Genomic DNA, 12,469 nt, shown 5'->3' on the forward strand with positions numbered 1-12,469 from the left:
CCAGGCATCCGCCGAGCGCACCGCGGCACACGCTGCCGCGAGGCAACGACGAGGGTCCCGCCACGGGCACGACCCAATTCACCCACCTCCGGCCTGGCCGGGTGCAATCCAAGACGAGAAACCAAGATGAGCGACAAGGTTGTACATGTCGGCGATGCCGACTTTGATAGCGCAGTGCTGAATTCCAAGGAACCGGTGCTGGTCGATTTCTGGGCCGAATGGTGCGGCCCCTGCAAGATGATCGCCCCGGCGCTGGACGAACTGGCCGATGCCTACAAGGGCCGTGCCAAGATCGCCAAGGTCAACGTCGACAACAACCGTGCGCTGGCCGCCAAGTACCACGTGCGTTCGATCCCGTACCTGGTCGTGTTCAAGGACGGCGAGAAGGTCGGCGAGCAGATCGGTGCCGTCGGCAAGGCCCAGCTGGCGGGCCTGCTGGACAAGGCGCTGGCCTGACCCCTGCAGTACGCGGCAGCCGGTGACACCGGCTGCCGGCAGGCGCCCTGCCTGCTGAATGTCCCTTCGCAGCGGCCCTTGCACGGCGCTGCGCGCCGGTGCTAACGTCGGCATATCCGGTACGCGTTCGCGTGCCGCATCTTCTGGATACGCCGCCCTCCCAGGGGTTGTCGCCCGTCCAGACCCATTCCCCATCGTTCGCCGCCCCAGCCGGGCGCTCGCACCTTCAAGCGAGGAATAACGCTCTTGTCCGATAACACTCCTGAAACCGGCAGCGCCGATGCGCCCGCCGAAAAGCGCGTGCGCAAGGCCCGCGTGAGCAAGGCTGCCGCTCCGGCCGCCGCCGAAACCAGTGCTGCACCCGCGCAGCCGGCCCTGCCGCTGGCCGCCGCGCCGGAGGCCCCGGCCCCCGCTGCTGCGCCGAGCGCGCCCGCCGCCGATGCCCCCGCCAGTGGCGGCGGTGAGGGTGGTGAAGGCCGCGAATCCGGCCAGCCGCGCCAGCAGAACCACCAGGGCGGTGGCCAGAACCAGGGGCAGAACTCCCCCTACAACCAGAATGGCCAGAATGGCCAGAATGGCCAGCAGGGCCAGGGCAACCGCCGCGACCGTTTCCGCAACCGCCGCGACCGTGACCGCAACCGCAACCGCGATGACGGCATGCCGCAGGACGGCGGCGAGCAGCAGCCCTTCGTGCCGCGCCCGCATGCCAACGTCCCCGAAGGCTTCCCGGTCTATTCGCTGAGCGACCTCAAGCGCATGCCGGCGCAGAAGCTGCTGGAAATCGCCGAGCAGCTGCAGATTTCCGAAGGCGTCGCCCGCGCCCGCAAGCAGGACGTCATCTTCGCCCTGCTCAAGGTGCTGACCCGCCACGGTGACGGCGTGGCCGCCGACGGCGTGCTGGAAATCCTGCCCGATGGCTTCGGCTTCCTGCGTGCCGCCGAGGCCAGCTACCTGGCCGGCCCGGACGACACCTACATCTCGCCCAGCCAGATCCGCCGCTTCAACCTGCGCACCGGCGACCACATCTCCGGCCGCATCCGCTTCCCGAAGGACGGCGAGCGCTACTTCGCACTGAACATCGTCGACACCATCAATGGTGAGCCGCTGGAAGCGTCGAAGAACAAGGTGCTGTTCGAGAACCTGACCCCGCTGTTCCCGCGCCGCCGCTTCACCCTGGAGCGTGGCAACGGTTCGTCCGAAGACATCACCGGCCGCATCCTCGACCTGATGGCGCCGCAGGGCAAGGGCCAGCGCTCGCTCATCGTTTCCCAGCCCAAGGCGGGCAAGACGATGATGATGCAGCAGGTGGCCACGGCCATCACCACCAACCATCCGGACGTGCACCTGATCGTGCTGCTGATCGACGAGCGCCCGGAAGAAGTGACCGAAATGCAGCGCACCGTGCGCGGCGAGGTCATCAGCTCGACCTTCGATGAACCGGCCGCGCGCCACGTGCAGGTGGCCGAAATGGTCATCGAGCGCGCCAAGCGCCTGGTCGAGCACAAGAAGGACGTGGTGATCCTGCTCGACTCGATCACCCGCCTGGCCCGCGCCTACAACAACGTGGTGCCGAGCTCGGGCAAGGTGCTGACCGGTGGTGTGGACGCCAACGCCCTGCACCGCCCGAAGCGCTTCTTCGGTGCCGCGCGCAACGTGGAAGAAGGCGGCAGCCTGACCATCATCGCCACCGCGCTGGTCGATACCGGCTCGAAGATGGACGAAGTGATCTACGAAGAGTTCAAGGGCACCGGCAACAGCGAAGTGCACCTGAGCCGCCGCATCGCTGAAAAGCGCGTGTTCCCGGCCATCGACATCAACCGGTCCGGCACCCGCCGCGAAGACCTGCTGATCGAACCGGAGCTGCTGCAGAAGATCTGGATCCTGCGCAAGCTGCTGCATCCGATGGATGAAATGGCCGCGATGGAATTCCTGCTGGACAAGATGAAGAACACCAAGTCCAACGACGAGTTCTTCGGTTCGATGAAGCGGTAAAGCGACAAGAAGAAAGCCCCGCGCTGCGGGGCTTTTTTTTGCCTTCGGGAAAGGCCATCCACGCATGGCGTGGATCTACCCGACCCTGATGATCCACGCATGGCGTGGATCTACCCGATCCCTGATCCACGCATGGCGTGGAGGGGCGCGCGGTGCCGCCGGGCAGGGCCCGGCGCATCCAACCCTGTTATGGGCAGGCCACCGCGCCTGCTGTACCGGCGGTATTGGCGGTCAGCTTGACCTGGGTGAAGGCCGCGGCGAACGGCGCGCCCGCACTGACCACGAACGGGGCTTCCACCGCGCCCAGGTCCACGCCCTGCCTGGCAAAACACGCCAGTGGCACGGTCACGGTCTGCTTCTGCCCGGGCGACAGCGTGCCCAGCAGCGGGGCGATATCCACCCCACCCTCGCAGCCGGTGCCGCACTGCATGGTCACCTTCACCGGCGAGGCCGGGCGCTTCACCAGCTGCACGTCGAACTGCAGCGCACCGTTGCTGCGCGCCAGCGCCCCCAGGTTGCGGCGCGAGGTGCTGCGGGCGATCAGCTGCGCCGAGGCCAGCCAGGTCACTTCCTTGGCATCCTGCTGGGTGTTCACCTGTACGGTGCGCACCTGCACCACCGGCTGGGTGGTGGGCCAGCGCAGGGTGGCATTGAGATCATTGCCCAGCGGCTGCGTCGCACCGCCGGCAGCCACGTGCAGCGCGAACGGCGGCGTATCGGCGCGGTTGAAGATCGGCAGCGTCGTCACCTCGCCACAGCTGTCCGGGTTGGCTTCCGGCAGGCGTGCGACCTTGCCCGGGGCGGCATAGCGCAGGCCATAGCCCAACGCGAACAGTGCCGGCTTCTTCGCATCGGGCTGGTCGATCGGTGCCGGGCACGGCACGCCCGGCCACGGGAAGCTGAGACGGCCGCGGAAGTCGTGCGCGGGCTTGCCATCCTTGCCAGCCACCAGCACATCGGTGATGCCCTTGCCCTCGGTACCCGGCAGCCAGGCGGCAACGAACGCGCTGGACAGATTGAGCAGGTCGTTGGTGTACATCGGCCGCCCGGACATATAGACCGTCACCACCGGCTTGCCGGTGGCGGCCGCCGCCTTGAGCGCGGCCAGGTCCTGCGGGTAGGCGCGGCTGTGGCTGACCGTATCCGAAGCGATGATGTCGCCATTGGTTTCGGCATACGGCGTTTCGCCGATCACCGCCACCACCACGTCGAACGCCGTCGGGTCGGCCACCTTGCCATCGGCACTGAAGGTCACATGGTCGGCGCCCAGTTCCGCACGCAGCGCACCCAGTACCGAATCGGCGTTGGGGAAGTCGGCGTTCGCGTTCTCCGTGCCCTGCCAGGTCAGCGACCAGCCACCGGACTGGTCGCCCACGCTGTCGCCCCCCTTGCCGACCACCAGCACGCGCGCATCTCGGCGCAGCGGCAGGGCCTTGCCTTCGTTCTTCAGCAGCACCAGCGATTCGCGTACCGCGCGGCGCGCCAGCTCGCGATGCTGCACGGCAGCGGCATCACCGGCGTAACGGCTGTCGGACGGCTTGTGGTTGAACAGGCCTGCGCGCAGCTTCACGCGCAGGATGCGGGTAACCGCGTCATCAATGCGGGCCATCGGGATCTGGCCTTTCTCGACCTGGGCGATGGTGTTGGCGATGAACGCCTTCCAGTCGTCGGGCACCATCACCATGTCGATGCCCGCGTTGATGGCCTGGGCACAGCTGTCGTTGCGGCAACCGGGCACCTGGGCGATGCCGTTCCAGTCGGACACCACGAAGCCATCAAACCCCATCTTGTCCTTGAGCGCGCCGGTCAGCAGCGCCTTGCTGCCGTGCATCTTGCCGTAGTCGATGCCACCGGCGCGGTCGTTCCAGCTGTTGAACGACGCCATCACGGTCTGCGCGCCTTCGGCCAGCGCCCCGTAATAGCCCTGCGCGTGCACGTTGATCATGGTGGCCTTGTCCACCAGGGCTTCGCCCTGGTCGCGGCCGTTGTCGGTCGCCCCATCGCCGAGGAAATGCTTGGCGGTGGCCACCACGTTGCCGTCATCGGCGAAGTGGCCCTGTGCGCCCTTCACGTAGGCATGGGCAAACGCACGGATGACCGCCGGATCGGACGAATAGCTTTCATAGGTGCGGCCCCAGCGTGGATCGTGCGCCACCGCCAGCGTGGGGGCGAACACCCAGCCGATGCCGGTGGCACGCACCGACTGCGCGGTGGCCTGGCCGATGCGTTCGATCAGCTGCGCATCGCCGGCCGCGCCCAGGCCGATGTTATGCGGGAACAGCGTGGCCCCCAGCACATTGTTGTGGCCGTGCACCGCATCGGTTCCCCAGATCACCGGCACCGGCGTCTTCGCATCGGTGGCCAGCGAGGCGGCGTGGTAGGCATCGGCCAGCTTCAGCCAGTCGGCCACCGAGGCGTGCTTGTTCATGCCCGGCCACGAACCGCCCCCGTTGAGTACCGAGCCGATGTAGTAGCGGCGCACGTCGTCCGGGGTGATGGTCTTGATCTCGGCCTGGGTCATCTGCCCGACCTTCTGGGCCAGCGTCATCTGCGCCAGGATCTGCTGCACGCGCTGCTCGATGGCGGCATCCGGTGCGATGGCGCTGGTGACCTGCGGCCACTCCTGCAGGCGCTCGCCGCTGGCGGGTACGGCACCGGCCGGTGCGGCAAGTGCAGCCAGCAGGCAGGCGGCAAGGATGGTCCGGGTGGGGCTGTTCACTGCATCTACCTCCGTGGTGGATGGGGCGACGATCGAGCGGGCGCGCTGCCGCCGGTGCCGTCGCCCGGAAGGCGGTAGCACGGTGGCATCAAGGCAACAGCGGATGGATCAGCGCCCCTGTCTGACAGCGCTGTCATATCGGCCCGCTGCGGCGGTGTCAACCCGCACCGGCCGCAACCTGCCGGCAGCCACGCAGCGGCGGGCTTTGCCACGCTGCCCGTGTGCCAGCGGGCACGTCGGGTGCTGCATCGCCGCATGGAAATGCCGGTGCGCAAAATGCCATCGTGTCGTGGCAACATCCGCCTCCATCGGCAAGACCGACGTGCCACGGACGCACTACCATCGGCGCGTTCCAACCGCCTTCCAGGAGATCCACCGCATCATGCGCAGTCGAATCGAAGATGTTGCCGCCGTTGCCGGTGTATCGATCAAGACCGTTTCCCGGGTGCTCAACAACGAGCCCAACGTGCGCGCCGAAACGCGCGAGCGGGTGCTGGCGGCTGTCACCCGGCTGGGCTACAAGCCGAACCTGTCGGCGCGCAGCCTGGCCGGCCAGCGTTCCTATGCGCTGGCACTGGTCTACAACAATCCATCACGCAATTACCTGATGGAAATCCAGAATGGCATGCTCGAAGCCTGCCATGCGCAGCACTACAACCTGATCCTGGGGCCGGTGGGCATCGGCCGCCGCACGCTGCCGGACCTGGCGGCGCTGTTCGAGAATTCGCGCCCCGACGGCGTGGTGCTGATTCCGCCGCTGACCGATGACGCCGTGGTGCTGTCCTACCTGGAACAGCACGAGATTCCGTTCGTGTGCATCGCCCCGCGCCACCCGCAGGGCCGCATTGGCGTGCGCATGGACGAAACCACCGCCGTGGTGGAACTCATCGGCCACCTGGTCGCGCAGGGCCACCGCCGCATCGGCCACATCAAGGGTCCGCGCGCACACGGGGCCTGCCAGTGGCGGCACGCCGGCTACCGGCAGGCCCTGCAGCAGGCAGGCATCGCCTATGACCCGTCACTGGTGGTCAACGGGCAGTTCTCCTTCGAATCGGGCGTGGACGCGGCCAACGTGCTGCTGGACCTGCCGCAGCCGCCCACCGCCATTTTTGCCGCGAACGACGACATGGCCGCCGCCGTGTACCGCGTCGCCGGGCAGCGTGGCCTGCGCATCCCGCGCGACCTGTCGGTCTGTGGCTTCGATGACACGCCCATCGCCGGGCACATCTACCCCGCCCTGACGACGGTGCGCCAGCCGACCTCGCACATGGGCCGGCTGGCCACCGAACAGCTTATCCAGCATCTGCGCGCCGCCGATGCCGGCAGCATGATCACCGTCGATCATGCCGTGCTGGTGCGTGAATCGACGGCAAGCCCGCGCCGGCGCTGAAGGCCCGTTACGCCTGCGGCCGCGAGCCGCGCCAGGCGTACCACGCGATGTACAGGTAGCACAGCACCGGCAGCAGGAACGACAGCTGCAATCCCTGGTGGTCGGCCACCCAGCCCATCGCCAGCGGCACCACGGCCCCACCGACGATGGCCATCACCAGCAGGCTCGATGCCTGCCCGGTCAGTGCGCCCATGCGCGCGATGCCCAGTGCGAAGATGGTCGGGAACATGATCGAATTGAACAGGCCGATGCTGACCACGCTCCACTTGGCCACTTCGCCGCCGGTGGTCAGGGTCACGCCCAGCAGGCCGACCACCACCAGCGCGAACACGCCCAGCAGGTGCCGCGGGTCCATGCGTGCCAGCAGCACGGTGCCGGCCAGCCGACCGATCAGCGCACCGCCCCAGTACATCGATACATAGCGCGTGGCCTCCTGTTCGCTCATGCCATGGCCGATGCCCGGCATGGACAGGAAATTGACCAGCACGCTGCCGATCGATACTTCCGCGCCGACGTAGAAGAAGATCGCCAGCACGCCCAGCCGCACATGGCGGTGACGCAGCGCATCGGCCAGGCGCCCGCGGCCGGCGTCGGTACCTTCGACCCCGGCAATCACCGGCAAACGGAACATCCAGATCGCCGCGGCAAGCACGAACAGCGCCACGGCCAGGCCGAAGTACGGTACCTGCACCGATTGCGCTTCCGCAGCGCGGTAGGCCAGCGCTTCGGCCGGCGCCAGCAGCGCCAGCTGTTCCTCGCTGCGCGGCTGGGCCGACAGGATCAACAGGCCACCGAACAGCGGCGCGATGGTGGTACCCAGCGAGTTCATCGACTGCGCCAGGGTCAGGCGGCTGGAACTGGTCTGTTCCGGGCCCAGCAGCGCGACATAGGGGTTGGCCGCGACCTGCAGCACGGTGATGCCCGTGGCCAGCACGAACAGCGCAGCCAGGAACAGCCCGTACACATGCGCGGCCGCAGCCGGCCAGAACAGCAGTGCCCCCACCCCGGCAATGGCCAGCCCGGCCACGATGCCGCGCTTGTAGCCAACGGCAGCCACCAGGCGGCCGGCAGGCAGGGACATCAGGAAATAGGCACCGAAGAAGGTGAACTGGATCAGCATCGCCTGCACCCAGCTCAACGCGAAGGCGGCCTTCAGGTGCGGGATGAGGATGTCGTTGAGGCAGGTGATGAAGCCCCACATGAAGAAAATCGCGGTGACCACCGCCAGCGCCACGCCATTACCCTGCACGTGATGCCCGCGAACTGCAGCAGGTGTGTCCATTGCATGTCCTCGAGGTTGTGAACGCCGGCCACGCGGCGGCCACACATGGAACCCGCTTCGGTCCCGGTTGTCCAGCGCTGTCACGCGATGAATCCGCGGGCCTGCGACCATCGCCGGAAGCGGTCCGCGCAGTTTCGTTCTGCACTGCACAACAACATCACCGGGCTGAACCGGCAGCGCTCCAATCGCTGAAAAATGCGTAGAAACGCCTGTACCAAGGCATTTCCGCCGATTGGCCACCCTGTGCCCGGCACGACGCCACGGGCAGCCGGGCGCACCCACCGGGGCGCTCTGCATGGCAGTTTGTTGACAACGCTGTCAGCCATGGCTCCAATCCGCCCGGGTGTGCAGTAGATCCGCGATTCACAGGACGCAGGAAAGTCACCAACGAATTCCCTGGGGAGGGAGCTTCATGAAGACGTACAAGGCAGTACCCCGCAAGACGATGCTCACTTCCGCGCTGCTTGCCGTCCTGGCCACGCCGGCCTGGGCGCAGGAATCACAGGCCGGCAAGGAAGGCATCGATCCGACCACGCTCGATACGGTGCAGGTCACCGGCATCCGTGGCAGCCTCACCTCATCGATGAACCTCAAGCGCGACAGCCAGGGCGTGGTCGATGGCATCGTCGCCGAGGACATCGGCAAGTTCCCGGACACCAACCTGGCCGAATCGCTGCAGCGCATCAGCGGCGTGTCGATCGACCGCACCTCCAGCGGCGAAGGCTCCAAGGTGACCGTGCGCGGCATCGGCCCGGACTACAACCTGGTGCTGTTGAACGGCCGGCAGATGCCGGCGTCCAACCTCGGCATCGGCGGGGCCGGCCTGTCCAGTTCGCGCTCGTTCGACTTCGCCAACCTGGCCTCCGAATCGGTATCGGCGGTGGAGATCTACAAGACCGGCCGCGCCGACAACCCGGCCGGCGGCATCGGCGCCACGATCAACATCAAGACACTGCGCCCGCTGGAAGCCGAGCCGGTGATCAGCCTGGGCATGAAGGCGGTCAACGATTCGTCCAACGACAACCTGCCGCGCACGCTGCAGGGTTCCAGCGTGACCGGCGAACTGTCGGGCATCTTCAGCCAGCGCTACGCCGATGACCGCTTCGGCGTGGCCCTCAGTGCCAGCCATCAGGAACGCGATTCGGGCTTCAACCAGGCCACCGTGGCCGAGGGCTGGGCCACCTTCCGCGGCAACGAAGCCACCGACGGCCGCGCCCTGCCGCTGCCGGGCCAGGGCTATTCGGACCGTATCACCAACCGGCCGGGCCCCAACGATGTCTATGGCCGGCCGCAGAACACCGCGTACAACGTCAACGGCATCCAGCGCCAGCGCACCAACGGCCAGGCCACCTTCCAGTGGAAGCCGGCCGACAACGTGACCACCACGCTGGACTACACCTATGTCGAGAACAAGGTGCAGCAGCAGCGCAGCGAACTGTCGGTGTGGTTCAACTACGGCCCCGGTGACAGCACCTGGACCAACGGCCCGGTCTCGGCACCGATCATCTACAGCGAGGACATGACCGGTTCGGACGTGTCCATGGGCGGCATGAAGCTGGCCACCAAGAGCACGATGAACTCGCTGGGCTTCAACGTGGACTGGGAAGTCAACGAGGCGCTGGACCTGTCCTTCGATGCGCACAACTCCACCGCCGAATCGCGGCCGGATGGCCCGTACGGCTCGGCCGGCGTGCTGGGCGTGGCCGCCTTCGTGCGTGGCAAGACCACCGTGGATTACAGCGGCGACCTGCCGATCATCCACATGGAGCTGCCGCCCGGTGGCGTGCAGCCGTCGCAGGCGCTGGTCACCGGTTCGGTGTTCCAGAACAGCTACAACAAGTCCAAGGTGGCGCAGTACCAGGGGCGCGGCACCTTCCGCTTCGCCGACTACGCCGCGCTGGATTTCGGTGCCGGCTTCGCCAAGGTGGAAAACCGCTCGGCCTCGGCCATCATGCAGCGCAACTCGTGGGGCGGCCTGGGCACTCCGGGCGACTACGATGACAGCATCTGGTACGCCGACGACATGAGCCGCTACTTCAAGTCGTTCTCCGGGCACAACGATCCGCGCATGACCGGCCGCTTCCTGGTGTTCGATTTCGACCGCCTGCGCGAGCGCGCCGCCCAGGTCGGCACCCCTGGCGACCCGGCCTGCCCGACCTGTTACGTCGCACCGACCGAATACTCCGAGGACATCCGTACCACCGAAAAGTCCAAGAGCGCCTATGCGCAGTACCGCACGAGCTTCGACTGGTCGATGCCGCTGCACGTGGCGGTCGGCGTGCGCTATGAACAGACCGAAGTGGAATCGCTGGCGCTGGTCCGTGTTCCCACCGGCATCAGCTGGGGCTCGGCCAACGAGTTCAACATCACCTATGCCCCCACCGGCACGTTCGTCGGTGGCAAGGGCAAGTACGACTACGTCCTGCCCAACGTGGACCTGAAGCTGGACATCAACGATGCGCTGGCGCTGCGCGGCAGCTACAGCCGCAGCATCGGCCGCCCGGGCTGGACGCAGATCCAGAGTGGCTCGCGCGTGGACGACATCGTGCGCACCCAGGGCGGTACCGGCTCGCGCGGCAACCCGGCGCTGGAACCGCTGGTGGCCGACAACTTCGACCTGTCGCTGGAGTGGTACTACGGTGAATCCAGCTATGCATCGCTCGGTTTCTTCCGCAAGAACATCAAGAACTTCATCAGCAACACCATCGTGCGCGAGAACACCGGCACCCTGCACACGCCGGTGGGCGGCGCCTACTGGAACGAGGCACTGGCGTCGGGCTGCGGCGCGACCGACATGCCCTGCATCCGCGATTACATCTTCACCAACCATGCCGGTGCACCGGGCGTGAACTACACCGGCCGCAACTCGGCCGGGCAGATGACCGGCACCATCACCGGCCAGCCCGGTGACCCGGTGGCCGGCTTCGACACCACCGTGCCGGCCAACCAGCACTCCGACCACCTGCAGGGCTGGGAAGTGGCGGTGCAGCACCTGTTCGGCCAGTCCGGCTTCGGCGTGGCCGCCAACTACACCAAGGTGAAGTCGGGCCTGACCTTCGACAACCTCAGCCTGGGTGACCAGTACCCGATGATCGGCCTGAGCGATTCGGCCAACGTCGTGGCGTTCTACGAAAAGTACAAGTGGCAGATCCGTGCGGCCTACAACTGGCGCGACAAGTTCCTCAACGGCATCGGTGGCCAGGGCCCGAACCCGAACTACACCGCGGCCTACGGCCAGGTCGATCTCAACATCAGCTACGCGGTCAGTGACCAGCTGACGCTGAGCCTGGAGGCGATCAACCTGACCGATGAGACCATGCGCACCTACGCGCGCCACACCAACATGCTGCGCTACGCCACCCAGACCGGGCCGCGCTACATGTTCGGCGTCCGCTACAAGTTCTGAGCCTGGCAGGGCGGGGCCGGCCCATGCCGGCCCCGCTGCATCCGCTTCCCCTGGCACGTTCGTGCCGCAACTGCGCTACCGTGGCCACTGGCCTCCCGACCTGCCGCCATGCCTGCCCAGCCCGGCCCCATCGATGAACTGCACGGCCTGGATGTCGCCGGCCTGCGCGCGCAGCTGCCCGGCTGGACCACGCCGAAGGTGATCCGTGGGCTGGCCGCGCAGTGGCCGATGGTGGCCGCCGCACAGCAGTCCCCCGCGGCGGCCGCCACCTACCTGAAAGGGTTCGACCACGGCCAGATGCCGGTGACCGCCACCACCGCGCCCCCCCACGAGCACGGTCGGGTCTTCTACGATGCGGACATGCGCGGCTTCAATTTCCGCCGCGAGCAGGTGCCGCTGAAGGTGGTGCTCAACACGCTGCTCAAGTACGCCACCGACCCGGCCCCGCCGTCGATCTACGTAGCATCCACCACGCTGGACAGCTTCCTGCCCGGCTTCAACCAGGCCAACCCGCTGGATCTGGGCGTGGCCGACCCGCTGACCAGCATCTGGATCGGCAACCGCTCGCGCATCGCGGCCCACCAGGACGTGCCGGACAACCTGGCCGTGGTGGCCGCCGGACGCCGCCGCGTCACCCTGTTCCCTCCCGAGCAGGTCGGCAACCTGTACGTGGGGCCCCTGGATTTCACCCCGGCCGGGCAGGCCGTGAGCCTGGTCGATTTCGCCGCACCGGACCTGGCGCGGTTCCCACGCTTCGCTGATGCCCTGGCCCAAGGGCGGGTGGCTGAACTGGCCCCCGGCGATGCGGTCTTCATTCCCTCGCTGTGGTGGCACCACATGGAAGGGCTGGACGCGTTCAATGTCCTGGTCAATACCTGGTGGCGGCCGGTGCCGGCCTGGATGGACTCGCCGATGAATGCGCTGATGCTGGCCATCCTGGCGCTGCGCGACCTGCCTCCGGCCCAGCGCGCGCATTGGCAGGCGCTCTTCGACCATTACGTGTTCCAGGCCGGCGACCACACCAGCAGGCATGTCCCGGCGCATGCACAGGGCGTGCTAGGGCCGCTGGATGCCGACAGCGCCGCGCGCGTGCGCGAGGTCCTGCAGCGACGCCTGCAACGCTGAACGCGCCACCCCGGCCGTCGCTTTCACCCTGTCCGGGGCCATTGTGGTGATAATGGCGCCGCTGTCCGCGTTCGTGCCAGTCGCGCTGCGGGTCCGCTC

General features: G+C 67.3%; 7 protein-coding genes. 5 read left to right on the top strand and 2 right to left on the bottom strand.

Features of this window, described 5'->3' with window-relative positions; all coding sequences use genetic code 11:
* Window positions 1-126: 126 nt before the first annotated feature.
* Together trxA and rho are read left to right on the top strand one after the other, a co-directional pair.
* On the top strand, window positions 127-456 hold the full coding sequence (gene trxA / locus Q9R17_RS06375; RefSeq protein WP_308157590.1) for a thioredoxin: 330 nt from the start codon (window positions 127-129) through the stop codon (window positions 454-456).
* A 246-nt stretch (window positions 457-702) separates the two neighbouring features.
* Window positions 703-2,448 carry a transcription termination factor Rho gene (rho, locus tag Q9R17_RS06380; protein WP_308157591.1) on the top strand — a complete coding sequence of 582 codons (1,746 nt, stop codon included), beginning with the start codon at window positions 703-705 and terminating at the stop codon, window positions 2,446-2,448.
* Window positions 2,449-2,635: 187 nt separating this feature from the next.
* Here rho and Q9R17_RS06385 read toward each other — a convergent pair whose 3' ends face one another.
* Entirely contained in the window at window positions 2,636-5,167 is a 2,532-nt protein-coding gene (locus Q9R17_RS06385; RefSeq protein WP_308157592.1) for a glycoside hydrolase family 3 protein, read from the bottom strand.
* 382 nt (window positions 5,168-5,549) lie between these two features.
* Between Q9R17_RS06385 and Q9R17_RS06390 the strand changes: the two genes are divergently transcribed.
* The gene (locus tag Q9R17_RS06390; protein WP_308157593.1) at window positions 5,550-6,557 is read left to right on the top strand and encodes a LacI family DNA-binding transcriptional regulator; all 1,008 of its coding nucleotides are present in this window, start codon (window positions 5,550-5,552) and stop codon (window positions 6,555-6,557) included.
* A 7-nt stretch (window positions 6,558-6,564) separates the two neighbouring features.
* Here Q9R17_RS06390 and Q9R17_RS06395 read toward each other — a convergent pair whose 3' ends face one another.
* Window positions 6,565-7,839, bottom strand: a complete 1,275-nt coding sequence (locus Q9R17_RS06395) for a sugar MFS transporter (RefSeq protein WP_308157594.1) — start codon at window positions 7,837-7,839, stop codon at window positions 6,565-6,567.
* A 412-nt stretch (window positions 7,840-8,251) separates the two neighbouring features.
* Between Q9R17_RS06395 and Q9R17_RS06400 the strand changes: the two genes are divergently transcribed.
* Entirely contained in the window at window positions 8,252-11,245 is a 2,994-nt protein-coding gene (locus Q9R17_RS06400; RefSeq protein ID WP_308157595.1) for a TonB-dependent receptor, read from the top strand.
* 108 nt (window positions 11,246-11,353) lie between these two features.
* The gene (locus tag Q9R17_RS06405) at window positions 11,354-12,370 is read left to right on the top strand and encodes a cupin-like domain-containing protein (RefSeq protein WP_308157596.1); all 1,017 of its coding nucleotides are present in this window, start codon (window positions 11,354-11,356) and stop codon (window positions 12,368-12,370) included.
* Window positions 12,371-12,469: the final 99 nt, after the last annotated feature.

It is taken from the genome of Stenotrophomonas sp. 24(2023) (genome assembly GCF_030913365.1).
Lineage (GTDB): Bacteria > Pseudomonadota > Gammaproteobacteria > Xanthomonadales > Xanthomonadaceae > Stenotrophomonas.

Bases quoted from the DNA above. Each gene is read 5' to 3' on its own strand.
- trxA (WP_308157590.1), top strand. From the start codon at position 127: ATGAGCGACAAGGTTGTACATGTCGGCGATGCCGACTTTGATAGCGCA.
- Q9R17_RS06390 (WP_308157593.1), top strand. From the start codon at position 5,550: ATGCGCAGTCGAATCGAAGATGTTGCCGCCGTTGCCGGTGTATCGATC.
- Q9R17_RS06395 (WP_308157594.1), bottom strand. From the start codon at position 7,839: ATGGACACACCTGCTGCAGTTCGCGGGCATCACGTGCAGGGTAATGGC.
- Q9R17_RS06400 (WP_308157595.1), top strand. From the start codon at position 8,252: ATGAAGACGTACAAGGCAGTACCCCGCAAGACGATGCTCACTTCCGCG.
- Q9R17_RS06405 (WP_308157596.1), top strand. From the start codon at position 11,354: ATGCCTGCCCAGCCCGGCCCCATCGATGAACTGCACGGCCTGGATGTC.